Genomic DNA, 26554 nt, shown 5'->3' with positions numbered 1-26554 from the left:
GGAAAACCGTTAACGAAAAATAGCTCCCTTTTTTCCGGGAAGGCGATATGTGCTTCGACAAGCAAGGGCATCCGAAGTCCCGGGAGGTGCCGCCTGGGCCGCGGCGATTGGGTTTTGTCACATTGCCGTGGCGTGGCCACACCTCGGTTTCCGCCGAGGGAATATCCGGAACGGACCATGCGGAGTCGGACGGGGCTGGCGGCCCCAAGGGGGGTGGAATGATCTTGGCAGTGAGAGATTTGTGTCGGGAGCAAAGAGAATCCTGGCGCCGGATCGTCATCGCACCGTCCGATCCGAGGAGCGCCCCGGCCGACGCCTCCCTCGTTGCCGCAACCGGAATCGGACACACGGCAAGTGCCGGCCCTTCATCAGATTGATCAGGCGCCGGTTACGACAGGGTACGTCTGAAGAAAGGAAACAGGGCAATGTCCATTTGTGAGGAAGCCACCGCCGTCGAACGGTCGGCGATGAAGAAAATCAGACAGCGGTTGTATCTCTACCTTGCTGCCGGCTCTTTTTTCACTTTTCTCGACCGAGCCAACATCAGCTTTGCTCAGCTGGAAATGGGCCGGGATCTGGGCCTTTCGGCAACCGCATTCGGTTTCGCCGCCGGCATCTTCTTCGTCGGCTACACCTTCCTTGAAATCCCGTCGAACATCCTGTTGGAGAAGATCGGCACCCGAAAATGGATGACGCCTCTCTTTTTCTTGTGGGGCATCACCACCGTCCTTACCGGCTTCACCCAGAACGACTACCAGTTGTTCGTCCTGCGTTTCATGCTGGGTGTCTTCGAGGCCGGAGCGTTCCCGGGCATGGTTCTGATGATCAACTACTGGTTCCGCAGCAACTCTATGGGCGCCGCGACGTCCGTCCTCCTGCTTGGCGGGGGAATCGCCTCTGCCCTGGGGGCACCGTTCGCCGGCTGGATGCTCGGCCTCGACATGATGGGGCTGCCCGGCTGGCGGTGGCTCTTCCTGCTCGAAGGAGCCGTAACCTGCGTTTGGGCGGTCTTCACACTGACCTTCATCGCCGACGGGCCGGAAACAGCCGGTTGGCTTTCGAGAGCCGAAAAGGAGTGGCTGGCGGGAGTGCTGGCCGAAGATCGGGCAGCCAACGTCGGCCCCGCCCACTCCATCACCGTTTGGGCGGCAGTGGTGCAGCCCAAGATCCTGCTGTTCCTGTTGGGCTACACGCTGTTCGGCTTCTGCTACTGGATGATGCTCTTTTTCATGCCCACCCTCATCAAGGCGGTCGGGCAGGCTCTGGACAACCAAGTGATCGGTTGGCTGGCGTTCATCCCCAACCTGCTGGGAATGCTTGTGCTCCTGTATTGGGGACGTCATGCCGACGCCCACAATGAGCGGCATTGGCACATCGTCGTCCCTCTCGTCTTGGCGATCGTAGGCTTTGCTTGCTTCCCGGCCGCGACGACACCCCTGGTAGCGGTCATCGCCATCTGCGCCGTCGTCATGGGCCTGAACGGCTTCCAGGTGAACTTTTGGCCGGCGGCCAACATGCTGGTGGGGAGGAAGGCCGTCGCCGCTTCGACGGCCATCATCAACATGGGCGCGGGAATCGGCGGGTTCGTCGGTCCCTACTATCTGGGCTGGAGCAAGGACATGACCGGCAGCTTCACTTTTGGAATGGTGAGCTGCGTTGCCGCGCTATTCGTGAACCTGGTGATCATGCACGTCTTTTTCACAAGACGGAAAGCGGCCCTCTCGCAGATCAAACCGGCGAAGTGAACCGCCCGGACAGTTCAGTTCCGGGTGCGGCTCGGCTGCCTTTCCCAAGCGCGGGGGCAACGCCGGAACGCCGCGAAACCAAGGATGAAAAAAAGGAGGAAGAAATGGCAAAAGACTTCAGCGAGGTGCTCCGGCAGCCGATTTCCGCGGCCGAGTTGGAAAGACGCTGGGCCTTGGCACGCGCGGCCATGAAGGCGGAAGACATCGACTGCCTGGTCATGCAGAGCGACAACACCTACCTGGGCATGTACGTTCGGTGGTTCACCGACATTTTCGTGGAAGTCGGGTATCCGTGGACCGTCATCTTCGATGCCAGGGACGGCATGACGACGATCGGCCACGGCGCCGAGGTCGACACGCTTCGCGTCACGCCGGACGACATCCCGTCGTCCTTCGGCACCAAGCGCCGGATCACGGCTCCCTATTTCATGTCCTGCCATTACCTGGGAACCATGGATGCGGCCGCCGCCGTCCGCGACCTCAAGGATCGCAAGACCAAGAAGGTCGGCGTCGTCGGAAAGGCGGTGATGGGCGCCGCCTTTTACGAGCATCTACTGACGAATCTGCCCGGCGTCGAAATCGTTGATGCCACCGATATGATCGATCGCATCCAGGTGGTGAAAAGCGCGGAGGAGATCGGCTTGATCCGTAAGACGGCCCGGATCGAGGACGAAGCCATGGCCGAGATCTTGAACTTCGTCAGGCCGGGGATGGCGGAGTACGAAATCCGCGCGGAGTTGTTTCGCATCCTGACCAACAAGGGAAGCGAGATGCAGTGGATCATGATCGGTTCGGCGCCGGCCGGTCAGCCGGGCGGAATGGTCAAGTACGCCCACTACCACAATCGCATCCTGCGGCCTGGCGACCAGATGACCCTATTGATCGAAGTCAACGGCCCGGGAGGCTACTACTGCGAACTCGGCCGTACGATCTGTCTCGGCAGCATGGCCGACGAAACGGCGCAGGCTTGGGAGGTCGGCCGGGGCGCCCAAAAAGCCACCGTGGCGAAGCTCGTCCCGGGAGCAAAGCCGGCGGAAGTTCTAAAGACGTACAATGAGTACATCATGGCCCATGGGGAACCCCGGGAAGCCAGGGCCTTTTCACACGGCCAGGGATACAATCTGGTGGAACGGCCGCTGATCCGCGACGACGAACCAATGGTGTTGCAGGCCAACATGAACCTGTCGTGTCATCCCAACGCTACGGCCGGCAACAAGGCGTGGGTGAACTTCTGCGACAACTTCCTCATCACGGACCATGGGGCGGAACGTCTCCACAAGACTCTTCAGGAAATCTTCGTCGTCTGAGATTCTGGAACCTGCCGGAAGGGGCGCCCGTCGTGCGGGGCATGAGCGACAACCAACCTCATCCTCCGTCCCCGCGATCGATCCCAAGCGCGGATAGCCCTTTTCGGCGGGATTTCGTTCTTGATACCACAAGGTCGCCCTCTCGGGGGCCAGCCTGCTAGACCGCAATTACCCACAAAAAAAACCGGACCCACAAGGGGCCCGGCGAGTTTTACAGGGAGGCTTCACGTCTGGGAGACGCGGGAGCCGGTCATGGACCGGACCCCAGTCCAGGCATCGCGCCTGAACAGAATGATATTTACTCGCACCACGCAAAAATGTGCAGCGTCGATTGTGCAGGGCAGCTATGCAATTTCTGCAAGGCCGGCCGATATTGACGGAAACCGAGTTAAGTCCCGGGCCTGACCGAAGACCAGTCGCGCCATCTCACCGCGCGTCGGCGGGGGGTCACTTGCGCAGGTAACTGCCGTCGGGCTTCCTGAAATAGGTGCCGGCCGGGGCCTTGCCCGCCACCTCCTGGGCATAGATCTTTCCGACTTCCTCCGCCGGCACGCCCTGGCTTTGCGCCCGCTGCCGATAGATCTCGAGCCGTTTGGCGTTGACCTCCTTGACCAGGCGCTCGGCGTCGGGGGAGGCCTGGTTGGCCCGCACCTCCACCAGCCCGTCATAACGCTCGGCAATGATCCCCTGGGCCCGATACTCGTCCAGCGAAGCGGCGCCGGCGTGCGGAACCGCGAAGACAAGCACCCATGCCGAAAAGAGTGCACCCAATACCAATCTTGCCGCGCCAGCCATGTTCATTCCTCTAAAAAATGTCATCGTTCTTGCGGATATCGTCTGCCGCCTGCCTCTCCAGCTTGACGCGCACCTCGGCGTCGACCTTCACGTTCAGATTAATGGTGATCGGCTCCGAAGGCGGCTGGACACGGATGGTCGGCTCGCAGGCCGCGAGCATGACGAGGGCAAGCAGCGCCACGCCCCACGTGGGCCGTGGCGCGCCTTGAGCAAGGGTCGAAACAGACTGCATCTGGATTGCCATGATCAAAAGGTTATGGAGCACGTGTTTCAAGGGGTCTCGCCGAGACTGCCACGGAACAGGTTGGACCCCAAGCGTCTTCCCTCGCGGACGGCGGCCAGGATCTTCTCAAGGTCGCCGCTGAAAGAGATGTTGAAACGGAAAGGATGGCCGTTCTTTACGGCCGGATTGTGTCCCTCCAGGGCCACCTTGAGCGACAGCGAGCCGTCGGCCGGACGCTCGATGGTCGCCAGCAGGGTCGAATAATGAAAATCCTCCAGCGTTTGCACCATGAGCGCGACGGACTCGCCCTGTTTCGCCATCGCGTCGCGCGACGACCCCCAGTCGACCTTGAGGATCCCTCCGCCCTGCGCCCGCACGATTCCCGATTCGATGGCCACCCCGGCGGCGGAAAAAGTTACCGGGATAATGCCGGCGAGGGTGCCGGTCCCGGACATCCCCTCCATCGCGTAGTCGCCAAGCAGACGGTCCAGGGAAAGATCCCGGATCGCGATCTGAAAGGCGTGGGTTGACTGGGCGGGGTCGAAACGCGCCCCTTCGACGACGACCGTGCCCTCAGCGATCCGGCCTTCGGCACGGTCGATCACGACCGCCGTTCCCGCCTCCGTCGGTTCGAGGCGGAAGCTGAGCGACGGCTGCTCCAAAGGCACCCCGGACACGATGCGGCCTGCCGATATCGCCTGCGGCCCCGCGGTGCGGGGCGGGAACAACCCGTCCAGCCGGATGGTCCCGTTCAGCTTCTCGATGACGCCCTCGGCGGTCTCCAGCGTCACGTCGTGAAACCCGACGGCGGCCGAGCCCTGGAGCGGCGCCGCCGGCGCGAAAGCCAGCGTGCCCGACATCTCGATTGCGCCCTCCGCCTGCGTCACCATGGCAAAGGCCGAGCCGAGCGCCGCCGGCTGAAGCGCGTCCGGCTGGAATTGCAACGTGGCGGGGCCAAGGGCGACGTTCCCCCGGGCCTCGGTTCCGAGGCAGCGCGCCTGCAGGGGGATGCGCACGCCGCCGTCCGGCGAAGCGAGCGAGCCCTCGAGCCGCAGCGTCTCGTCCTCGCGGGTGATGCGCGCATTGAGATTGAGCGGCGCGAGCCGGCCGGACACCGTCGAAACGGTCGCCGACAGATGAGCCGGCTCGCCTCCGGATTCGAAGGGAAACGGCATGGCGGCCTCGATCGAGGCGGCCAGGATGTCGCGGCCGGGCATGCGGAAGCTGCCGTCCCGCAGACGCAGTTGACCGGCGATCGGGCCCCCGGGCGCCCATATCCCTTCCGCCAGCAGCGTCGCATCGACCCGGTTCTCCGTCAGGCGCCCGGATATCGTCGCCGTCGCCCGGGATGGGTCGGCGCCGGGGCCGGCCGGCTGGGCGGCTTCGAGGGTGAAATCCGCTTCCGCCACCGTCCGCGGCATCTCAGGCGGCAGACCGCGTACCGTCAGCGCCGCCGGCTCCTCCATACTGAGGACAAGGACGCCGCCACCGGTGCGCGCCGTGAACGACGCGCCGGCATCGACGGAAGCCGCGTAAGGGGGCAGTGCCGCCCCCCGCACCTTCAGGTCGACGACGAGCGAGCCATCGCTTGCCAGCAGGCCGGCGACGACAGGCCCTTCGAGGGAGGGCACCGGCAGGTTGCCGGAGAGCGAGAGTTGCAGGGTACCGCCCCGCGGCCGCGGCTCCAGGCCTTCCGGCCAGGGAAGGCGAGCGAGATCGGCGCTTGCATAACCTTGAATCTGGATCGTGGGATGCTCGACGAGGGGCGTGGCCCAGGCGGTCACGGCGGCCTGGCCAAACTCGCCGTCAGCCCGTCCTTCGAACGACGCCCGGACGGGAGAACCGGCAAGATCGAGGCTGCCGCGGAAGGTTAGCGTGACCTCGCCGATCCTGGCGGTGCGAAAGACGATCTGGGCATCGGCCAGATCCACCGTCGGGCCGGGCGCGGCCATGCCGTCGTCATCGCGTCCGCCGCCGGACGGCAGGAAACGTTTCAGGCGCGCCAGCGCCTCCGGGTCCCGACCATCGACGACGGCGCGCAAACCCTCGATCCGAACCGCGCGCAGCCGCAGGCCGGCAAGCTCGGCCATGCGATAGCTGATCTCGATGCGCTCGATGGCGGGAAGTCCGGGGCCCAGCGCCAGATTGTCGATGACCGCGTGGTCGGGGCCGATACGGGAAACCGAAACGGACGCTTCCGGAAAACCTTGCGCGGCCAGATAGGCGCCGGCGGCGCGCTCGGCCAACGGCACCCGCAGGGCCACGGCGATGGCGAAGAGCGCGCCCGTCGCCATCGTAATGCCGATCAGCCACCGTATTCCGCGCCCGACCTTCATCGTTTCACAGTCCAAGCCCGTTTCGACAGCGCGCCGTCAGCTTAGACCATTACCGAAGGTTTCAGAAATCCCCGTCATCCATGCCGCCGCCCGGCATGGCCCGCGTGTCCTTCACCACCTTCTCGGCGACCATCGCCTCGGTGGTGATGAGCAGGCCGGCGATGGAGGCGGCGCCCTGCAACGCCAGGCGCACGACCTTGGCCGGGTCGATGATGCCGGCCTTCAGCATGTCGACATAGGTGCCCGATTGGGCGTCGAAGCCGCGACGGTCGTCGCCCTTCTCCAGGAGCTTGCCGACGATGACGGAGCCATCGGCCCCGCTGTTCGCCAAAATCTGCTTGGCCGGCGTCTGCAGCGCGCGGCGCACGATATCGATGCCGACCTTCTGGTCGTCGTTGCCGGGCTTGAGCCCGCCCAGCCGGTTGCTGGCATAAAGCAGGGTGACGCCTCCGCCGGCGACGATGCCCTCCTCGACCGCCGCGCGGGTCGCATGCACCGCGTCCTCGACGCGATCCTTGCGCTCCTTGACTTCGACTTCGCTCGCCCCGCCGACGCGGATGATGGCGATTCCTCCGGCCAGCTTGGCTACGCGCTCCTTGAGTTTCTCCTTGTCGTAGTCCGAGGTCGACTCCTCGATCTGGGCGCGGATCTGCTTGCAGCGGCTCTGGATGGCCGACTTCTTGCCGCCGCCGTCGATGATGGTGGTGTTTTCCTTGTCGATGAGCACCTTCTTGGCCCGGCCCAGCATGTCGAGCGTCACGCTCTCGAACTTGATGCCGAGGTCCTCGGTGATGACCTGGCCGCCGGTCAGGATGGCGATATCCTCGATCATGGCTTTGCGCCTGTCGCCGAAGCCCGGGGTCTTGACCGCCGCGACCTTGAGCCCGCCGCGCAGCTTGTTGACGACCAGGGTGGCCAGCGCCTCGCCTTCGATGTCCTCGGCCACGATGAGCAGCGGCCGGCCGCTCTTGGCCACGGCCTCAAGCAGGGGGACGAGGGCCTGGACGCCGGGCAGCTTCGCCTCGTGCAGAAGGATGTAGGGGTCTTCGAGTTCGGCGACCATCTTCTCGGCGTCGGTGATGAAGTAGGGCGAGATGTAGCCGCGGTCGAAGCGCATGCCGTCGACGATGTCGAGTTCGGTCTCCAGGGATTTAGCCTCCTCGACCGTGATCACCCCTTCGTTGCCGACCTTGCGCATGGCGTTCGCGATCATCTCGCCGATCTCGGAATCGTCGTTGGCCGAGATGGTCCCCACCTGGGCGATCTCGGCGTTGGTCGAGACCTTTCGAGAGACCCTCCCGACGTCGGCGACCACCGCTTCCACGGCCAAGTCGATGCCGCGCTTCAGATCCATCGGGTTCATGCCGGCGACCACCGCCTTCATTCCCTCGTGCACGATGGCCTGGGCCAGCACCGTCGCCGTGGTCGTCCCGTCGCCGGCCATATCGTTGGTCTGGTTGGCGACCTTCTTTACCATTTGGGCGCCCATGTTCTCGAAACGGTCGGCCAGTTCGATCTCGTTGGCGACCGTCACCCCGTCCTTGGAGATGCGAGGCGCGCCGTAGGATCTGGCGAGGACGACGTTGCGCCCCTTGGGGCCGAGCGTCACCTTCACCGCGTTCGCGAGCAGATCGACGCCGCGCAGCATACGGTCGCGCGCGTCGCTGCCAAACCTGACTTCCTTGGCCATGGGGTGTCTCCGTTGGTACTAGATTTCAAGACGTTCCGGCCGCCCGCGTCGGGAAAAGCGCGGCTTTACGGGCCGGATCGCGATTGGGGCGGAACGCTGCCGGAGATCGGCGCCGAAGGGTTGTCACCCTCCGCCGGCGATCGGCGGGTTTCCATGAAGGTGTGGGCGACCAGCACCAGGACCATGAGGATCACGAAAAGCAGGGTCCGCGATTTGGTCGTCGTGGCGTCCTTGCGTCCTGCTGCGGACGGCTCCGTGCCGGAGCCGACCCAGCGCGGCAAAAGCGCGACCAGGCGGGCGGCGATCGTTGCCGGGTTGGGCCTGGACGATGGCCCTTCCGGGATTTTCGCGATCAACGCGGCCAGGTCCTGGGTCGCCGTCTTGACCGGCAGGCGGGCCAGTTTGGCTGCCTCCCGCCAGGGATCGACGTTCAGCCGCGCCAGCGCCGACAGGACGCTGAGCAGCATGCCGTTGCGGTCCTCGCCGATCGGCGCGAACAGGAAGTCGTCGAATTCGCGCCCGAAGGGAGAGGTCGAGGAAGCGCCGGTCATGTCATGCCGGCGTCGTTGGCGGATGCGCCATGCGTGAAATCAAATTCCTCGGCGGCGAAATCCTTGAATGACATGTAATGTCCATTTCATTATGGCGTCAATGATCTGACACAGATAAAGATATGGACCAATCGCCCATTCAAACAATGGACGACACGGTTTATATTTTACAATCATAGATGTAATTTAAAATACTTGAAAATTAAGACCTGGAAAAGCGGCAAGCCACCTATAAATTTCCTTATCCTGAGCAGCCGGCGGAGCCGGCGTGTCGAAGGATCCACCGCCGCCTGAGGCCTATCCTTCGACGGGCTCAGGATGGACTTTTTTGTGAAACCTCGCCCTGAGGAGGCCCGCAGGCCGTCTCGCCTGCCCGGCTAGCCCGGCAGCAGGTTCGCGATCAGAGTGACGGCGGCGACGATGGCGATGGCGACCAGCAGCCATACCCGCCCGGCTATCGCCCTTCCTCTCTGTCTCTTGTTCGCGGCATCGACGCGCGAGCGCTCCTGGCCGGCCTCGGCATGCCGCTCCCTCCGCCCGCCTTCCGCCTCGGCAAGGGTGCGTTTCCACGGGCGGATGATGAGGCTGCCATCCAGCCGGCGCCGGATCTCGGCGGGCGAGAGTTTCGCCAGGGCGTTCTTGAACCTCGCCACCTCGTTCGGATCGACCGCCATGGACTGATTGATCCTGTTCGCTTTGACGGTACCGCGCCGTCCGTGCAAGAAGTGTATCACATCCCCGGCGGCGGGACGTGTGATGGCTGGCGCACGCTCGTTTTGGTTGTCCGATGCGGCGCCGGTCGCGGACGGCAAATGTCAGCGTCCTTGCTTTATGCACCGCCGTGCCCCATATCAAGGGGGTCGATGGACGGCCGGATGACTTGGCTTGGCGCCGATGGTTCGGTGCGACGCTGATACTCTTCTTTCCCGAAAATGCAAAATCGACGGCCCGCGGTTGCGGGCTCGCACCACCTTTGTTTGTGAAAGAGTTTCCTTATGACGACGGGAACCGTGAAATGGTTTAATGCCCAAAAGGGTTTTGGCTTCATCGCGCCGGACGACGGCGGCAATGACGCCTTCGTCCACATCAGCGCCGTGGAGCGCGCCGGTCTTTCCGACCTGCGCGAGGGCCAGAAGCTGAGTTTCGACCTCGTTTCCGATCAGAAGAGCGGCAAGATGGCGGCCGACAACCTGAAGGATCTGGCCTGATTGCGGCGCCGGCGGCCGTGGAACTCCGCGACCCCGCCGGCGGCATGCATCGCCCCACCCCGGTCGACCACGGATGAACTGGCGGCGGGGGAACGGCGGTGCGGCGGCAATCGGTCTGACGAGGCGCCTGGCGCCTTGTGGCCCCGCGCCTCATCGAGGCCGCGGGGTCTTTCTTTTCCTGCCGGCCGCAGCGGGCGGTTCGAGGTGAACAGAGGAGAGCATCATGAGCAAGGGACAGCAGCGCAGCAATCGGGAAGTCAAGAAGCCGAAGAAGAAGAAGGAACCGGCGGCGGCGCCGAGCGTGTTCGGCAAGGGCCTGTCGGCTTCGGCCGCCCCGCCCAAGAAGAAGGGGTGGGGCGCGAAGGCATGACGGCTTTTGCCGTACGGGGCGCCGGGGTGGCGTTCCGGCCGCGCATCGGGGCCTCATCGGCGGGCCTCACGCCACAACGCCCTTGACGGGTTCCTCCCGGGGATTCACTACTTGTGGCGCGGGCGCGGCCAATGGGGGCGCGCCGAGGTCGGCCGGGAAAGCCGGGTTGCCATGAGTGGTCCGCCAATTCAACCGCTGGAAACGGTGCTCGCCCGCTTCGCCGTGCGCCCCGACGCCCCCATGCGCGAGGCGCTTAGGGTCATCGAGGCCAACGGCGAGGGCGTCGCCCTGGTCATCGACGACGACCGATGGCTTACCGGCATCGTCACCGACGGCGACATCCGCCGCGCCATCCTGGACAACCGCGACGTCACCACCACCCCGGTCGCCGACTTCCTCGGCCACAAGCCCGGCAAGGTATGGAAAAAGCCCCTCACGGCGCCGGCCGGTCTGGCCGAGGCCGATCTGGTCCGCTTGATGGCGGTCCGCCTGGTCCGCCACCTGCCGCTGGTCGACGAAGACGGCCGGGTGGCGGGGCTGGCCCTGCTCGAAGACCTCTCCAAACCCGTCGAATATCCGATGCACGCCGTCGTCATGGCGGGAGGCTTCGGTTCGCGCATGCGGCCGCTGACCGAGGAAATCCCCAAGCCACTGCTGGAGGTCGGCCACAAGCCGGTGATCGAGCACATCGTCGGCCAACTGCGCCAGGCCGGCGTGCGCACGGTGTCCGTCACCACCCACTTCCATGCCGAAAAGATCCGCCAGCACCTGGGCGACGGCAGCGAGTTCGGCATCGACGTCACCTACGCCCACGAGGAGACGCCGCTCGGCACCGCCGGCGCGCTGGCGGGGCTGAAGGGCGGCAAGGAGCCCCTGCTGGTCATCAACGGCGATATCCTGACCGCCGTCGACTTCCGGGCCATGCACCATTTCCATCGCGACCAGAAGGCCGACATCACGGTCGGCGTACGCCGTTACGAGGTGAAGGTGCCCTTCGGGGTGCTGGAGGTGGAGGATGCAGCGGTGCGCAAGCTGGTCGAGAAGCCCTCCTATTCGCTGTTCATCAACGCCGGCATCTATCTGCTGGAACCGGCCATGCTCGACTTCATTCCCACCGACCGGCGTTTCGACATGACCGACCTCATCCAGCGCCGCCTTGACGACGGCGGGCGGGTGACCAGCTTCCCCATTCACGAATACTGGATCGACATCGGCCAATTGCAGGATTACATGCGGGCCCAGGCGGACGCCGCGTCCGGGAAGTTTCGGAAATGAACTGGCAGGGAAAAAAGGTCCTGGTCACCGGCGCCGACGGCTTCATCGGCAGCCACCTGGCGGAACGCCTGGTCGCCGAGGGGGCCAAGGTGCGCGCCTTCGTGTGGTACAATTCGTTCGGCCGCTGGGGCTGGCTCGACGATTCCCCCATCCGCGAGACGCTCGACGTCATGGCCGGCGACGTGACCGACGCCGAGTTCGTGCGCCGGGCCGTCGAGGGCCAGGAGGTGGTCTTCCATCTGGCCGCCCTCATCGCCATCCCCTATTCCTACCACGCGCCGCGTTCGTATCTGCGCACCAACGCCGAGGGGACGTTGAACGTGCTCCAGGCGGCGCGCGAGTTGGGCATCCCCCGTGTCGTCCACACCTCGACCAGCGAGGTCTACGGCACCGCGCGGGTCGTTCCCATCGACGAGGGCCACCCCTTGCAGGGCCAGTCGCCCTATTCGGCCAGCAAGATCGCCGCCGACAAGCTGGCGGAAGCCTTCCACCTGTCCTTTGGACTGCCGGTCGTCACCATCCGGCCCTTCAACACCTTCGGGCCCCGCCAGTCGGCCCGCGCCGTCATTCCCACCATCATCTCCCAGGCCCTGCGCGGTGAGACGGTGCGGTTGGGCAACCTGCACCCGACGCGCGACCTCACCTACGTCAGCGACACCGTCGAGGGGTTCCTCAGGGGCGGCGCCGTCCCCGGCATCGAGGGGCGCACCTTCAACCTCGGCACCGGGCAGGAAATCAGTATCGGCGGCCTGGTCGATCTGGTGGGCGAACTGCTGGGCCGCAGGATCGAGTGCGAGGTCGAAGCGGCCCGCCTGCGCCCGGCCGGCAGCGAGGTCGAACGCCTGCTCTCCGACAACCGGCTGGCCGCCGACGCGCTGGGCTGGGCCCCGCAGGTGACGCTCAAGGCCGGCATGGCCCGGACCATCGAATGGGTGCGCGAGCACCTGAACCAGTTCCGGGGAGGCGTCTATGTCCTCTAAGGGCCAAGCGGTCACAATTCCTCTTTGCGTGCCGTGGATGACGGGGACCGAGGGGCCGTACCTCGCCGAATGCGTCGACACCAACTGGGTGTCCTCGGCCGGGCCGTTCGTCACCCGCTTCGAGACGATGATGGCCGACTATGTCGGCACCACGCACGCGGTCGCCACCGTCAACGGCACCGCGGCGTTGCACCTGGCCCTGCTGGCCGCCGGGGTCAGGCCGGGCGACGCAGTGGTCACCTCGACCGTGACCTTCGTCGCCACCGCCAACGCCATCCGCCATGCCGGCGCCTGGCCCGTTTTCATCGACGTCGATCCCGCCACCTGGCAGATCGACCCCTCGTTGCTGGCCGGCTTCCTCAGGCGGGATTGCGCCGTCGTCGACGGCCGGCTTTGCGACGGGCAGACCGGCCGGCGCATCGGCGCCCTGTTGCCGGTGCACATCCTCGGCCATCCCGCCGACATGGACCCCGTCCTCGATCTGGCCCGCGAATTCGCCCTGCCGGTCGTCGAGGACGCCACGGAATCCCTGGGCGCCACCTACAAGGGCCGAAGGGTGGGGGCGCTGGGCGACATCGCGGCGCTCAGCTTCAACGGCAACAAGCTGATCACCTGCGGCGGCGGCGGCATGGTCGTCACGTCCAGCGCCGAGTGGGCGGAACGGGTACGCCACCTGACGACGCAGGCCCATTGCCATCCGGTCGAATCCCTGCACGACGAGGTCGCCTTCAACTATCGCCTCACCAACGTCCAGGCGGCCATCGGCTGCGCCCAGATGGAAGCCATCGAGGCCCGCCTCGCCGCCAAGCGGCGGATCGCCGACTTCTACCGCACGCTCTGCGCCGAGGTGCCGGGGCTCACCTTCATGCCCCAGGCGAACTGGGCGGGGGCCGTGTTCTGGCTCTCGACCGTGCTGGTCGACCCCAAGGCGTTCGGCCGTGACTGCCGCCAACTGCTGGCCTTCCTGGCCGAGCGCGGCATCGGCACCCGGCCGCTGTGGCAGCCCATGCACCTGAGCCCCGCCCATCGCGGCGCCCGGGCGGTCGGCGGCGGCGTGGCCGAGGATCTGTATGCCCGCGGTCTCAGCCTTCCCTCCTCATGCGGCCTTACGGAGGAGGAAAAAATTGCCGTTCGCTCGGCAATAGTTGCCGCCTCGGCAAGATCTGCCGCCTGAACGGAGTGGGGCCGGCCTCGGAAACCTTGGACTCTCCGGCATTTTCTGCCTGGCACGCGACTTGCTTGGTTCTGGGCACCGGACCCCATATCCGGCGGCGCCCAAGGTCCAATTCGAGGCATAACGCCATGGATAGGCAAGCGGTCGCGAGTGTGCTACTATTCGTCCGGTGCGTGAGAAGCACGCACTTTTTATGATCCTTCTAGAAAGGGAGATCTCTTAATGTCTAACGTCAGTCTGTCTTCGGCAGTACGTGCAAACCTGCTGTCGCTCCAGGAAACCACCAGCCTCATCAACCGGACCCAGGGCCGCCTTTCGACCGGCCTCGCCATTGCCAGCCCGGTTGACGACGCGGTGAAGTACTTCCAGGCCAAGTCGCTCAGCGATCGGGCCAGTGACCTTGCAGCGCGTAAGGACGGCATCGACCAGGGCGTCAGCGCCCTGACCACCGCCCTCAAGGCCACCGACGCGATCGAAGACCTGGTCGGCCAGATGAAGGGTGTCGTCGACGGTTCCCGCAGTGGTGACAAGAGCCAGCGCGCCTCGGCCGCCAAGCAGTTGCGCGAACTCGCTGGCCAAATCCAGAAACTGGTGGACGACTCCACCTATCAGGGCTTGAACCTTCTGAACTCGACGGCGTCGAGCCTGAACGTTCGGTTCAGTGAAAAGGCCGACTCCAAGCTCGAGATCAAGGGCAACAACCTGAACGCCAGCGCGTTTTTCAAGAATTCGCTTGGCGTCTCCCTTGGCATTTCGAAGGCGTCGGCCATCGTTAGCGAGCTCGGCTTCACCAAGGCGATCTCGCTCTACAACTTGTCGCTCGCTGGCAGCTTGGCGCTCTTCAACAAGGCCGCCGACTTGGCGGTCACGCGGTTGGACAAGACCATCAGCGAGCTGCGTTCGAAGGCCGCCACACTGGCCGGCAACGTCGCCATTCTGAACGTTCGTCTGGACTTCACGAAGCAGTATGTCGACGTGCTCGAACAGGGCGCCGGCAAGCTGACTCTGGCCGACCTCAACGAGGAAGGTGCCAACCTGCTGGCTCTGCAGACCCGCCAGCAGCTCGGCATCCAGGCGTTGTCGTTCGCCGGTCAGGCCGAACAGGGTATTCTCGGCCTCTTCAGGTAAGGCATTCGCCGGTTGGCGAGTAGATGACCGGGGAGGCCTCGTGCCTCCCCGGTTATTTTATTAAACGTAGAGAATATGGGATATGCATAAATGCCGCTAAAGTTGCAGCTCAGAAAAGGCCAGAAGATCATTATCAATGGGGCTGTGCTTGAAAATGCCGGCACGCATACGGCTTCTCTTTTAATCAAAAATGATGCCGCGATCATGCGCGATACCGATATTCTGACGTTTGAAGATGCGAAAACGCCAGCTACTCGTGTTTATTATGCTCTTCAGTGCTTGTATTTGTTCCCGGCGGATCGGGATAAGCATTTACCCAATCTTAACGAACTTGTCGGTAGTTATAGTGCTGCCGCGCCCAGTTCGCAGCCCATCTGCGATGGAATCCGGCTCTTGGTGGACGAGGGCAAGTTCTACCAGGCGCTCAAGCTGGCACAAGATCTGATTGCCCACGAAAAGCAGGTTTTTGCTTATGTCCAAGGAACAATTGATCAACAAGTACAACGTCCCGCCGCTGGAGGGGAATCCCCGGGCGACGGAGGCGTGGGCCCTGACGCAGGCGGCCCTCAAGATGAAGGCCGCACAAGAGACTAACGACCTCGAGGCCATGTTGACCGCGGTCCGCCTGAATTGGCAATTGTGGACCATCATCCAATCCGAACTGTTGTCCCCCGATTGCCCGGTTCCTGCCGACATCCGCCAGAACGTGCTGTCGCTGGCCAATTTCATCGACAAGCACACGGTCGGCTTCATCGGGGCGCCGGAAGCGAAGAAGCTCAATGTCCTGATCTCGATTGACCGGGAACTGGCCGGCGGACTCTATGCTGCGGCGCCCGCCCCTGTCGCCGAGCCGGCGCGCGGAACGGCGGAAGCCGACATGGTACGCCAAACCACCAATACCTCGGCCTGAACGCGGGAGTCCCGGACGTGAAGAAAAAAACGGCAACGCCGAAGGAACACTTTTTCGGGCGGGTGGACGAACTTGTCGAAAAGGGCGAGTGGGAAACGATCCAGGAGGAAGGTGCGGCTCTCCTCGAAGGGGGTGAACCATGCGGCGACGTGTTGTTCCTGCTGGCGCTGGCCGCCTTCATGCGCCACGATTTTGCCGGTGCGGTGGCTCGTGCCAAGCAGGCTTACGACATTGAGCCGGGGGTGACGGAATACTGCGATCTGCTGGCCACCCTGCACGGCATGGCCGGCGATCTCAGCAGCGCCAGCTTTTTCGCCAAAATGGCGTCCGTCGGCACGTCGTCGCCAAAGCTTGTCGGCTGGCTGCCGAAATCGCTGCCGACCTTTACCGAAGCGTTTTTCGAAGTTCAATCGCGGCCGTTCTTCCAGCAGGCCGTGCGGGCGCTGTCGCTTGGTCGGTGGGCTGATGCCGAGCATTGGTTCGGCCAGCACTTGGCCTTCCATCCGAAAGACGCCGAAGCCCACGCTGGCCTCTCCCATGCCCTGATGGTTCGGGGCCTTTTTGCCTCGGCCGCGGAAAACCTGCGGGCGGCCCGCCACGTCGTGCCGTCCGACGCCAAGGTCGCAAGCCTGCTGGGCAACGCCCTGGCGGCCATCGGGCAGTTCGCCGAGGCGCAGGCCGTGCATCGCGCCGCCAAGGCGGCGGACGCCGCCGATCCTGCCATCCATGCCGCGGCGATCGTCGACCTGTTGGCCGATTCGGAAGTCAAACCGCAAGCCATTGCCGCGGAAATCCAGGACTGGGCCCGCCGCTTCGGCGTGGCGCCAGAGGCTCTGCCGCCCCGGCGCAGCTCGGCATCGCCGCGCCGGCTGACGGTCGGCTATGTGATCGGGACGGCGGGCCGCTCGCAATCGATTGCGTTCCTGACCGAGATCCTGGCCAAACACGAGGCCCAGCGCTTTCGCGTGGTCGGGTTCGGTGCAGGCCCGCTTTCGGACGCCTCCAACGCCGTATTCCAGAAGTGTTTCGAGGCCTGGGGCAACACCCGGGACGCCGATCCGCTGACCTTCGCCTCCATGGTTCGCGCCGAGAATGTCGATATCCTGATCGATGTCAGCAGTTTCACGTCGCCGGCGCTGCTCCAGGCCTTCGGCGCCCGCATGGCGCCGGTGCAGGCCATGTGGTCGCCATTCTTCTATGGCATGGCCCCGCAGAATGTCGACGCCCTGCTGACCGACGGCTTCCTGGATCCGACCGACAAGGCTGCGGCGATTGTCGGCGAGGCCCTGTGCCGGCTGGAAATGGGCGCTCCCGTGGTCCTGCCGGTCCCAGCGGTGCCGACGGACGCCGCCGCCGGGGGGGAAGCACGTGGTCCGGTCTTCGCGGCCGATGCGACGCTGGCCGAACTCAATGTCCAGACGGTGGAAGCCTGGGCGCAAATCCTTGCCGCCGTTCCGGATGCCGTGCTGCTGTTGCGCGATCACGGCTTCCGCAGCGGCGACGTGGGCAAGCGCCTGATCGGCCTGTTCGGCAATTTCGGCCTCGCCCATCGCGTCGACGTCGTCTCGGTTTCCGAGACGGCCGAGTTCTTCGCCCAGGCCGATGTTTGCCTGCTTCCCTACCAATCGATGCGTCCCGAGGTGGCCATCAACGCGTTGACCGCCGGCCTGCCGGTCGTCAACTGGAGCGGTGTCGGCCGCCATCGGCGCCTCGTCGGCAGCGTGCTGAATTTCGCCGGCCTGGCCGCAGACATGGTGGCGGAAAGCGCCGACGAGTATCGGGATAAGGCGGTGGCCTGGATGAACGACCCGAAACGTCGCGAAGCCTTCCGGCCAATCATTCGCGATCACTTGGACAAAGCCCCCATCTTTGATGTTGGGGGCCGGGCTGCCGACCTAGAGAGGGCCTACCTGAAACTGCATAGTAAGGTCGCGGCCGCGGTCGGCTCTGCCTGACGGGGTACACATGTCCGAAGCGGAAAGAACCAGCCTTTTCCGGCGGAATCGGAATGCATTCCGCCGTCATCATCCGAAGATTTGGGCCGAATTGGAGCGGATTGAGAAACCGGTTTCGCGGGCGATCATCGAGAACGATCTCGTCGTCAACATTGACCTCGGCGATATTCGCCTTTACCCGGACCCCGCCCCGGCCTGGACCGCGCGGCAGCTTGATGACTATTTCACTAACCCCGACCGCTTGGGATTCGAAAATCCCTTTCACTGCAACCTTTCGCCCGTGTCGATGGAGGTGCTCCGGGATATAGGCGAATACCTAGCCGAGCACAAAAGGGCCAAGCTGGCGTCCTATCCGGTCGTCGACGTCGGCTATGCCTTCATCTTTGGGGTCGGCCTGGGCCTCCACGTGGCCGACTTGGTCCGCCGCAAGGTGGCTCGCAATCTGATATTGATCGAGCCGATCCCGGAATTCTTGCTGCACTCCATGCAGGCGGTCGACTGGAGCCGGATCTTTGCTGCCGCCCGCAAGCAGGGCATGGCCATCGAATTTCTGCTCGGCAAGGACCCCGGCGCCACTATCGATGGGATCGAGGTGCTGTTCAGCCGACGGGGCACCACATTCCTCGACGGCTCGTATGCTTACCGCCACTACCATTCGTGGGTGCTGCAGGAGGCGCGCACCCAACTCAATGAGAAGATCAAGGTATTCTATTACTCGTCGGGGTTTTTTGAAGATGAGATCCTGATGATGCAGAACACCTACGGGAATCTTCGCGAGCGGGCATTCCACGTCGTCGACAGGCGGCCCCGCATTGCGCGGCGGATGCCTGCTTTCGTCATCGGCTCGGGATCTTCGCTGGACAGGGACCTGCCTTACATCAAGAAATGGCGGGACCGTGCGATTGTCTGTTCGTGCGGCACCAGCTTGGGCATCCTCCTGAAGAACGGCATCCGGCCCGACCTGCACGTCGAGAACGAGAACACCCTGCCGTTGGTGAAGAATCTGCAGAATTTCCGCGAGACCTACGGCCTAGACGGGATCCGGCTGGTATGTACGACCACCCTGCGGCCCGAGGCCAGCGGGCTGTTCGACCAGCGCTGGTTCTATTACCGCGCGCCGCTCAGTTCGAGCGCGGTGCTTTCCGGCGGCATCGAGCCGCTGCCCAACGCCGACCCGCTGGTTTCCAACGCTGGCTGCGCCGCCCTGGCCTACCTGGGGTTCCAGGACATCTACCTGTTTGGGGTTGATTGCGGCCGCCACTTCGAGGGCGAACATCATTCCCGCGACGCCGTTTATTATCAGGACGGCTACGACATCAATCCGAATAACCGACCGGATGCCGGCTTCGAGCGGGTGGTGCCCGGCAACTTTGGTGGCAAGGTGGTGACGAGTTGGTCCCTTGACCTGTCGCGTCGCAGCATCACCGCGCTTCTGAAAAAGCGGGACGTGAGTATCACGAATTGCAGCGACGGTGCCCGCATCGAAGGCACTCGTCCCAAGGTGGCGGGTGCCCTGAATATCACCTATCCGCCGAACGAGCAGGAAGCCGTCCTTTCGGATATCGAGAAAAGCCTGCCGTTCTTCAAACCGGGAGAAATGCTGGACAAGACCGATCTTCAAGCCCACGCCGATGCCTGCGATGTATTTGAAAAAACCTTCAATGAGGTGATCGACAAGGCCTTTGAGGAGGACGGCGGCTTCTGGGAGTTCGAGCAGCGGCTCGAGGCGTTCTGGTACGGGGATTGGTCCAAATACAAAGGCGTGCTTCGCATCATCGGGGGTTCCTATGCTTCGATGGTGCGCCTGGGCGCCTTCGCTGGCACCCGTCTTCGTAGCAAAAAGGCACGCATGGCCTTCCTCCACTTCTTCCTTGAGCGCTATCGCCAGGCCTGCCTGTGGATGGCGGCTGAAACTCACACTCTTTTGCAGGAAATGGCGGAACGGCGGCCGGAAATCAGCGAGGTCGGCAAAGTCCCCGAACCGGCCGAACCGCCGGCTTGTTGAGAGACAGCCTCATCAGGTCAGGATGTCGATGAGCGATTTGGCGTACTGGTTGCTCATCAACGGGGAGAGCATCTTCGCATACTGGTTCTGCAGGGCCAGCGCCTGAACGATCGCGTTGGTCGAGACCTGGTATTCCTGGCTTAGCGCGGTCTGCTCCTTCTGGATGGCGGTCGCCTGCTCGATCGTCAACTGGTTGGTCTTTTCGCGCATGCCGGAGATCGTTTCCGTGGCGATCCCCTCGTAGTAATTGATGGTGATATTGGCCAACTGATAGCGCCGCACCTCGAGATCGATGGCCACCTTGGCCGAATTCAGGTCGGCCAGCGCCTTGGCGCGGCCGGTCTCGGTTGCCAGGCCTTCGTAGGCCCAGGAATCGAGAATGGGCAATCCTTTGCGGTAAAGCGTGCCGCTGTAGGTTTGCGGCGTCGCCGTATCGGGGGCGACCGTGAAGGTGATGGCATCGCCGGCCAGGCTGTCCAGCCTAAGGCCGGTGGCGATGTTGCCCACCGTGCTCGTCGGTTCATCCGGATAGATGTCGTAGCGCTTGAGAATTTTGGCCGAGCGGTCGAGGTCCCAATATTTGCCCTCGGAATCGACGATGTGATAGTCGCTGCCCAGGAAAGCGCTTCTGACCGTATATTCGCTGCCGTTGATGCCCGTCGGAAAACGCACTTCCTGCTTGGCGATGCCCAGCAGATTGGTGCTGTCCGAGGTGCGGGCGGCGATGCCGTCGAGAGACTTCAGGTAAGCGTCGAAACTCGCCGCGTACATTTGCGGGTTGGTATAGCCTTCGGTGTTCTGGGCGCACTTGTTGACAGCCCGGATCATGTTTTCGAGGCTGTCTTGAATCGACTTCGCGCGGCCCACCGTGTCGCTGACAACACTCCGGGCTTCCCGCATGTCTTCGCGAACGTCGCTCCAGCGATCGCTTTCGCGTTTGATCGAGTTGATCTGTGCGGCGTACTCGTGCCCGATCGCCGCCGTCTTCTGCGTCGCTTTCTGATTATAGAATTTTTGAACCTGGACAAGCATCTGCGCTTGGCCAAAGTCGGCGGCCGAGAACGGCGACAGGACTGTCTTTCCAACGGTATCGGCCATACTGACCACCTGTTCGATTCATTCTTGAATCGCGAAGCAATAATCATACCGGATTTGCCGGCTCCGGTAAAGGCTTGTCGGTTTCACGCCGGGGGCAGGTCGACGAAGCCCTTTTTCACCAGGACGTCGCCCAAGGGCACCGACGTCAGGGCGCGGTGGATGATCTCGCCGGCCGGGCGGTCGACGGCATAAGGGTTCCTGAGCCCAGCCAGGGAGGCCCGGAAGGCTTTCGACGTCGCCTTGCGGATGCCGGCCAGGATGGCGTCGGCCTGGCGGGGGACGTCGATGACGTTGGCGGCGCGCGGCCGGCCCTGCTGGCGCTCGCCAATGTTGACGACCGGCAGGCCGAACGACGCCGCCTCGATGATGCCGCTCGATGAATTGCCGACCATGGCGGCGGCTTTTCCCATCAGCGCGAAGTAGCCCGGGGTTCCCAGGCTGTCGACCAGGCGGGTGAGGGGGTGGGCCGCCACGTACGTTTCGATCAGGCGGCGGATCTCGCGCCCACCGGCATCGGCGTTAGGGGCCGTGAAGACGACGGGAAGGCCGGCGGCATCGAGCGCCTCCAGCAACGCCCCGGCCTGTTCGGCTACGGGCATTGCGTCCCGGGTCTCCGGGTGGAAGGTGACCAGCAGCGGGGCCGGCGTCAGGGGCAGCCCGACGCGGGCTTCCAGTTCGGCCGCCGCCAGCGCCGGGGTGTCGGTGAGGTTATCCAGGCCCAGCGCCCCGCAGACGACGACGCGCCATGGTTCCTCGCCCATCTGCAGGACCCGGCGGCGGAACGTTTCGGTGGCGACGAAATGCAGGTGGGCGAGCTTGGTCATCGAATGGCGGAAGGAATCGTCGAGCGCCCCCAGCGTCAACTCGCCGCCGTGCAGGTGGGCCAGCGGAATGCGCAACGGTTGCGCCGCCACCGCCGCGGCGTGCATCTCGAAGCGGTCGCCGAGGATGACGACGATGTCGGGGGCCAGCGCCGCATACGCTTCGGCGAAGCCCCGGGTGGCCCGCGCCATGGCCTCGGCGACACCCGCCGGGCTGTCGTCGCCGGTCAGCAGGTCGACGCGGGCGGCGACGGCGAAGCCGGCTTCCCCGATCTCTTCGATCGTCATGCCGAATTCGGCCCTAAGGTGCATGCCTCCGGCGATCACTTGCAGGGTGACCCCGGCGTCCCCGGCCAGCCGCTTGAGCAGCGGGCGGTAAATGCCGAAATCGGCCCGGGTGGTGGTGACGACGGCGATGCGGCGGGTCATCGGGGGCGCCTCACTCGACCATTGCCAGGGTCAGCTGCTCGCCGGCCGCGACGTCGACCTTGAGCCGGCGGCCCAGCAGGTCGCCCTGCCGCGAGGGGGGCAGGCCGGTTCCGGGCCGGCGCGCCGCCAGATCGGCGGCGGCGATCACGGTGCCGGCCGCCAGATCGCGTACGGCCACCAGGCTTTTGCGGGCGACGCCTGCGGTATCGGCCTCGCTGGCGGCGGGCCGCTTGACGCCGCTGCCCAGTGCGCTTTCGACGCGGCGCACGGCGGTCATCAGGGCCGCCAGTTCGCTGGGTTCCAGCGAGGCGCGATGGTCGGGGCCGGGCAACGCGCGGTCGGTGGTGAAATGCTTCTCGACGATGGTGGCGCCCAGCGCCACGGCGGCGATGGCGACGTCGATGCCGGTGGTGTGGTCGGACCAGCCGATGGGCACGCCGAAGGCCCGCGCCAACGCTGCCATGGCGCCGAGGTTGCAATCGGCGGGATCGGCCGGATAGGCGCTGACGCAATGGAGCAGCGCCAGAGGCGGCGCCCCAGCGGCGCGGATGGTATCGACGGCGGCCTTCACTTCCGCCATGTCGGCCATGCCGGTCGAGACGATCAGCGGCTTGCCCTTGCCGGCTAGGTGGCGCAGGAACGGCGCGTTGGTCAGTTCTCCCGACGGCACCTTGAAGGCGGCCATGCCGAGGGTATCCAGGAAATCGGCGCTTTCCTCGTCGAACGGGGAAGAGAGGAACAGGATGCCCCGCTCGCGGCAATGGACCGCCAGTTCGCCGACCACGTCATCCGGCAGTTCAAGGCGGCGCAGCATGGCCAGCTGGCTTTCCTCGCCCGGCTCGTTTCGTTTCTGATAGGCCGCCTTGGGGGCCGAGGCGAGCGCCAGGCGGTCGGCCTTGAAGGTCTGGAACTTGACGGCGTCGGCCTTGGCGGCGGCCGCCGCCTCGATCAGGGCGTGGGCCAGCGCCGGCTGGCCGTTGTGGTTGACCCCGGCCTCGGCGATGACGAAACAGGGCGCCCCCTCGCCGACGGGACGATCCGCGATGGCGATGCGCCCTACCATGCCGTCCATCCGCCGTCGACGACGACGTTCTGGCCGGTCACGTAGGCCGAAAGATCTCCCGCCAGATAGGCGACGGCGCCCTTCATGTCCTCTTCGGTACCCATGCGGCCCAAGGGCGTGCGGGCCTCGTAGCGGCCGACGAAGGTTTCCGACTGGCCGCGCTGGACGCCGCCCGGGGTGACGGCGTTGACCCGGACCTTGGGGGCCATCACGCAGGCCAGCCAGCGGGTCAGCTGCAAAAGTCCGCCCTTGGCGGCGCCATAGGCGGCGGGGTTGCCCATGCGGGTGCCCTCGTAGAGGCCGAGGTCGGGCCCGACCATGCCGTAGATGGAGGCGATGTTGACGACCGATCCCCGGCCCGATCTTTCCAGCCACGGCTTGGCCGCCTGCACCAGCACGAAGACCGCCGTCAGGTTGACTTCCAGCGCCGCCCGCCAGGTTTGCGGCGACTGCTCCTCGAAGGGGACGGCCCAGCCGGTCAACTTGCTGTCGCCGACGAAGGCGGCCGAGTTGACGATGATGTCCAGCCCGCCCAGCTCGGCGGCGACTTTCCCGGGCAGCGCCTTGACCGCCGCCTCGTCGGCGAGATCGGCGGCGAGGCCAAGGGTTCGGGCGGAATGGCGTTCGGCAAGCGCCCGCGCCGCCGCCGCGCAGGCATCGCCTTCGCGGTCGGTCAGCGCCACGGCGGCGCCCAGTTCGGCCAGCCCCGCCGCCACCGCGCGGCCGATGTGGCCGGCCCCGCCGGTCACCAGCGCGACGCGGCCGGTGAGCGCCATCAGATCTTTGATATCGCGGTCACTTGCCATCGGTTCTGGCCCCCCACAACGTTTCCGCCACCTTGAGATCGAGCGCGGTGTCGATGTCGACGGCCCGTTCCGCCGGCACCTCGATGACGCCGACCCGTCCGGCGAACAGGCCGTCGGCCCTTCTCAAGAAGGCGGGGCTGACCACGTAGCACACCGTGGTGATGTCGAAAACGGCCGGTGCGGTCTGCCGCGTGTGCACGGTCTTGTCCGGCGGGATGACGAGGTGGGCGTGCCGCTCGCCGTCGACCGTCACCATGTTGAAGTAGGGATTGCGCGCCGCCGGCGTCACCGTCATCACCACGTCGACGTCGCCTTCCCTGAAGCGTGCCACGCAGGCGTCGATGTCGGCGGGCTGGCGCAAGGGCGCCGTCGTCGGCACGCTGACGAAGACGTCGACCTTGGGCCCCGGGCCGGCATCGATGGCATCGATGGCGTGACGCCAGGCCAGCCATTCCGGCGAGCGGTCGCCGGCCAGTTCGGGCGGGCGCATGAACGGCACTTCGGCGCCCCATTGGCGGCCGGCGGCGGCGATCTTTTCGTCATCGGTCGACACCACGACCCGTCCCACCGAACGGGCGGCGCGGGCCGCCAGGATGGCATGCGCGATCAGCGGCTTGCCGTCGAGCGGCGCGATGTTTTTGCCGGGAAAGCCTTTCGAGCCCCCGCGCGCGAAGATGAAGGCGACGACGTTTTCGCTCATGGGCGGACGGTCCTTTGCTCGGCGGCCGACCGGCGGGCCGCGGCGATCACGGAAAGGGTGCGGGCGGCATCGTTACCGTCGATCAGCGGCGGCCGCCCGGTCCGGATGGCCTCCAGGAAGTGGCGGAACTGGCTTTGGAAGATGTCGTCCCGTCCGGCCGCCGGCGCGGGCAGCGTCTCCCAGCCATCGGTATCGGGCCTATGCAGGCTGGCCTGGTGGCGGATGCCGTCCCACGCCAGCGTGCCGGCGCTGCCGACGATCCGGCAGATGCGCGTCGCCGGCCGTTGCAGCATGTCCAGATGGACGGTGGCCCGGGCCCCCGAGGCGAAGGTCAGAAGCAGGTCGGCGCTGTCCTCGACGTCGATCTCGAGATCGCCCAGGCGGCCGATGGCGGCGGCCACCGCCGTCACCTCGCCGGCCAGCCAGCGGGCATAGTCGATCTCGTGGCTCAGCTCCAGCAGCGCGCCGCCACCCAGCGCGGCCCTTGCGCTCACTCCCTGGCGATAGTCGGTGCCGGGCCGCCAGTCGGGCAGGTACTGGCCGACCTCGGCGTTGAGCGACAGCACGCGCCCGATGGCGCCCGCCTCCAGCGCATCCTTCATGGCGCGCAGCGACGGATCGAAGCGCAGGCAATAGCCGACCTGGAGCGGAACGTGCCGGTTCGCGCAGGCGTCGAGCAGCGGCGCCAGGCCTTCGGGGCTGTCGGCCAGCGGCTTCTCGATCAGCAGCGGCACGCCGGCACGGGCCAGCGGCAGGGCGGTGGCGACGTGGAAGGGGGCGGGGTTGGCGATGATGGCGGCATCGACGCCGGCGGCCAGCGCCGCCTCGACATCGTGGACCAGCGCCGTCTTCGCCCCGAGGCCGGCCGGTAGGGCCTGGCCCGGCCGGCGCAGGATGACGATCCGGGCATCCGGCAGCACGGCGCGCACGGTCTGAAGGTGGCGGCGGCCGATGCTGCCGAGACCGGCGATCAGGATGTTTTCGGGCGTGCGGATGGCGGCTTCGGTCACGCGGTTCCTCCCACGGCAGCACCCTCCGTCAATGCGCCGGGCCTGTCAATCGTCGCCCTATGATAAGGCGTCGGGCAGCGCTTGAGGAACGGCGGATACGGGGCTGCCTTTCCGACCCCGGGGCCTTATACTTCGCATCGACTGTGGCGGCCCGCGCTCCGGGCGGCTTTTTCTGGATGGGCTGATCATGTATCTGTGCTCCTGCACTCGCGAGCAACTATTGAGCCTCTTTCCCAAAGATGGCGTGGTGGCCGAGATCGGTACCGCCGAGGGGGCTTTCGCCCGCTCGATCCTCGACGCCGCAAAGCCCCGCCTTCTCCACCTGATCGACCCTTGGGAACACTTTGCCGAGGGCGCATATACGGCGGATTTCAGCAACGTATCGGCCGAGCGCCAGGATGCTCGCCATCAGGACGTGCTGAAGAAGTTCGCGGCCGAAATCGCCGACGGGCAGGTCGTCGTACACCGCGCCACCTCGGCGGCGGCACTGGCCGATTTCGCCGATGGCGAATTCGATTGGATCTACGTCGACGGCCTGCATACGGAGGAGGGCGTCCACGCCGACCTCACCGCCTACGCCGCAAAGCTCAAGCCGCACGGGTTCATTTCGGGCCACGACTACACCAACAATCCGTTGGCCGATCGGCAGGGATTCGGAGTCATCGAGGCCGTCAATCGCTTCGCCGTCGAAACCGATTTCCGCCTGATCCTGATCACCCGTGAGGCCTTTCCGACCTACGTGCTGGCGCGTGCCGGGGCAGGGGTCGATCGTCTCATCGGTGGCCTGTTCTTCAGCGGTGCTGTGGTGACGGCGATCGAGGGCTATCCCGAAACCGGCACCTTCATCCATCGTTTCTACGAAGTGGGCGACCGACGGGGCCTGGTGCCGGTTTTCACGATGTCTTCCGGGACCAAGGGCGATAAATCCGGCAGCGGCGAGACGTGAGAGTGTCACACGGCTGGCCCCGGCCGGTC

General features: G+C 65.1%; 25 protein-coding genes. 13 read left to right on the top strand and 12 right to left on the bottom strand.

Annotation, left to right across the window (positions count from 1 at the left end; genetic code table 11):
• The first annotated feature begins 425 nt into the window (after nt 1-425).
• Complete coding sequence (locus tag ODR01_RS11965) at nt 426-1745, top strand: MFS transporter (RefSeq protein ID WP_316977891.1); 1320 nt, start codon at nt 426-428, stop codon at nt 1743-1745.
• A 104-nt stretch (nt 1746-1849) separates the two neighbouring features.
• A complete protein-coding gene (locus ODR01_RS11960; protein WP_316977890.1) occupies nt 1850-3052 on the top strand; it encodes a M24 family metallopeptidase in 1203 nt (400 codons plus the stop codon).
• Nucleotides 3053-3499: 447 nt separating this feature from the next.
• Here ODR01_RS11960 and ODR01_RS11955 read toward each other — a convergent pair whose 3' ends face one another.
• The 6 genes from ODR01_RS11955 to ODR01_RS11930 form a co-directional block, all read right to left on the bottom strand.
• Nucleotides 3500-3847 (bottom strand): YdbL family protein, encoded by a 348-nt coding sequence (locus tag ODR01_RS11955; RefSeq protein WP_316977889.1) that lies wholly within the window; start codon nt 3845-3847, stop codon nt 3500-3502.
• Between the two features lie 10 nt (nt 3848-3857).
• Entirely contained in the window at nt 3858-4112 is a 255-nt protein-coding gene (locus ODR01_RS11950) for a YnbE family lipoprotein (protein ID WP_316978060.1), read from the bottom strand.
• 5 nt (nt 4113-4117) lie between these two features.
• Nucleotides 4118-6406 (bottom strand): intermembrane phospholipid transport protein YdbH family protein, encoded by a 2289-nt coding sequence (locus ODR01_RS11945; RefSeq protein WP_316977888.1) that lies wholly within the window; start codon nt 6404-6406, stop codon nt 4118-4120.
• A 61-nt stretch (nt 6407-6467) separates the two neighbouring features.
• Entirely contained in the window at nt 6468-8096 is a 1629-nt protein-coding gene (gene groL / locus ODR01_RS11940) for a chaperonin GroEL (protein ID WP_316977887.1), read from the bottom strand.
• A 65-nt stretch (nt 8097-8161) separates the two neighbouring features.
• On the bottom strand, nt 8162-8647 hold the full coding sequence (locus tag ODR01_RS11935; RefSeq protein ID WP_316977886.1) for a hypothetical protein: 486 nt from the start codon (nt 8645-8647) through the stop codon (nt 8162-8164).
• A 377-nt stretch (nt 8648-9024) separates the two neighbouring features.
• Nucleotides 9025-9321 (bottom strand): hypothetical protein, encoded by a 297-nt coding sequence (locus ODR01_RS11930; RefSeq protein WP_316977885.1) that lies wholly within the window; start codon nt 9319-9321, stop codon nt 9025-9027.
• Nucleotides 9322-9642: 321 nt separating this feature from the next.
• Here ODR01_RS11930 and ODR01_RS11925 point away from each other — a divergent pair, with 321 nt between their 5' ends.
• The 10 genes from ODR01_RS11925 (at nt 9643) to ODR01_RS11880 (ending at nt 19652) form a co-directional block, all read left to right on the top strand.
• Nucleotides 9643-9855, top strand: coding sequence for a cold-shock protein (locus ODR01_RS11925; protein ID WP_316977884.1), 213 nt, complete (start codon nt 9643-9645; stop codon nt 9853-9855).
• Nucleotides 9856-10078: 223 nt separating this feature from the next.
• Nucleotides 10079-10225, top strand: a complete 147-nt coding sequence (locus ODR01_RS11920; protein ID WP_316977883.1) for a hypothetical protein — start codon at nt 10079-10081, stop codon at nt 10223-10225.
• Nucleotides 10226-10396: 171 nt separating this feature from the next.
• The gene (locus ODR01_RS11915) at nt 10397-11500 is read left to right on the top strand and encodes a nucleotidyltransferase family protein (protein ID WP_316977882.1); all 1104 of its coding nucleotides are present in this window, start codon (nt 10397-10399) and stop codon (nt 11498-11500) included.
• Nucleotides 11497-12480 carry a GDP-mannose 4,6-dehydratase gene (locus ODR01_RS11910; RefSeq protein WP_316977881.1) on the top strand — a complete coding sequence of 328 codons (984 nt, stop codon included), beginning with the start codon at nt 11497-11499 and terminating at the stop codon, nt 12478-12480. The genes ODR01_RS11915 and ODR01_RS11910 overlap by 4 nt, the downstream gene beginning before the upstream one ends.
• A complete protein-coding gene (locus ODR01_RS11905) occupies nt 12470-13654 on the top strand; it encodes a LegC family aminotransferase (RefSeq protein ID WP_316977880.1) in 1185 nt (394 codons plus the stop codon). Before ODR01_RS11910 ends, ODR01_RS11905 begins: the two co-directional genes overlap by 11 nt.
• A gap of 222 nt (nt 13655-13876) precedes the next feature.
• Entirely contained in the window at nt 13877-14782 is a 906-nt protein-coding gene (locus ODR01_RS11900; RefSeq protein WP_316977879.1) for a flagellin N-terminal helical domain-containing protein, read from the top strand.
• A 90-nt stretch (nt 14783-14872) separates the two neighbouring features.
• The gene (locus ODR01_RS11895; protein WP_316977878.1) at nt 14873-15376 is read left to right on the top strand and encodes a flagellar biosynthesis repressor FlbT; all 504 of its coding nucleotides are present in this window, start codon (nt 14873-14875) and stop codon (nt 15374-15376) included.
• The gene (locus ODR01_RS11890; protein ID WP_316977877.1) at nt 15354-15692 is read left to right on the top strand and encodes a flagellar biosynthesis regulator FlaF; all 339 of its coding nucleotides are present in this window, start codon (nt 15354-15356) and stop codon (nt 15690-15692) included. Before ODR01_RS11895 ends, ODR01_RS11890 begins: the two co-directional genes overlap by 23 nt.
• 17 nt (nt 15693-15709) lie before the next feature.
• Entirely contained in the window at nt 15710-17647 is a 1938-nt protein-coding gene (locus ODR01_RS11885) for a tetratricopeptide repeat protein (RefSeq protein ID WP_316977876.1), read from the top strand.
• Between the two features lie 10 nt (nt 17648-17657).
• Entirely contained in the window at nt 17658-19652 is a 1995-nt protein-coding gene (locus ODR01_RS11880; RefSeq protein WP_316977875.1) for a motility associated factor glycosyltransferase family protein, read from the top strand.
• 12 nt (nt 19653-19664) lie between these two features.
• On the opposite strand, the gene ODR01_RS11875 is transcribed toward ODR01_RS11880, so the two are convergent.
• From ODR01_RS11875 to ODR01_RS11850, 6 genes are all read right to left on the bottom strand, one after another.
• Nucleotides 19665-20750, bottom strand: a complete 1086-nt coding sequence (locus ODR01_RS11875; RefSeq protein ID WP_316977874.1) for a hypothetical protein — start codon at nt 20748-20750, stop codon at nt 19665-19667.
• An 83-nt stretch (nt 20751-20833) separates the two neighbouring features.
• The gene (gene neuC, locus ODR01_RS11870; RefSeq protein WP_316977873.1) at nt 20834-22000 is read right to left on the bottom strand and encodes a UDP-N-acetylglucosamine 2-epimerase; all 1167 of its coding nucleotides are present in this window, start codon (nt 21998-22000) and stop codon (nt 20834-20836) included.
• Nucleotides 22001-22010: 10 nt separating this feature from the next.
• Nucleotides 22011-23063 (bottom strand): N-acetylneuraminate synthase, encoded by a 1053-nt coding sequence (gene neuB, locus ODR01_RS11865; RefSeq protein WP_316977872.1) that lies wholly within the window; start codon nt 23061-23063, stop codon nt 22011-22013.
• Nucleotides 23057-23869 (bottom strand): SDR family oxidoreductase, encoded by an 813-nt coding sequence (locus ODR01_RS11860; RefSeq protein ID WP_316977871.1) that lies wholly within the window; start codon nt 23867-23869, stop codon nt 23057-23059. Before ODR01_RS11860 ends, neuB begins: the two co-directional genes overlap by 7 nt.
• A complete protein-coding gene (locus ODR01_RS11855) occupies nt 23859-24569 on the bottom strand; it encodes an acylneuraminate cytidylyltransferase family protein (protein ID WP_316977870.1) in 711 nt (236 codons plus the stop codon). Before ODR01_RS11855 ends, ODR01_RS11860 begins: the two co-directional genes overlap by 11 nt.
• A complete protein-coding gene (locus ODR01_RS11850) occupies nt 24566-25579 on the bottom strand; it encodes a Gfo/Idh/MocA family protein (RefSeq protein ID WP_316977869.1) in 1014 nt (337 codons plus the stop codon). Before ODR01_RS11850 ends, ODR01_RS11855 begins: the two co-directional genes overlap by 4 nt.
• A gap of 187 nt (nt 25580-25766) precedes the next feature.
• Between ODR01_RS11850 and ODR01_RS11845 the strand changes: the two genes are divergently transcribed.
• Complete coding sequence (locus ODR01_RS11845; protein WP_316977868.1) at nt 25767-26525, top strand: class I SAM-dependent methyltransferase; 759 nt, start codon at nt 25767-25769, stop codon at nt 26523-26525.
• The last annotated feature ends 29 nt before the right edge of the window (nt 26526-26554 follow it).

Source organism: Shumkonia mesophila, assembly GCF_026163695.1.
In the GTDB taxonomy this organism is placed as follows: Bacteria; Pseudomonadota; Alphaproteobacteria; order Rhodospirillales; family Shumkoniaceae; genus Shumkonia; species Shumkonia mesophila.
The sequence above is the reverse complement of the archived record's forward strand: the minus strand, read 5'-3'. Positions and strand labels throughout refer to the sequence as shown.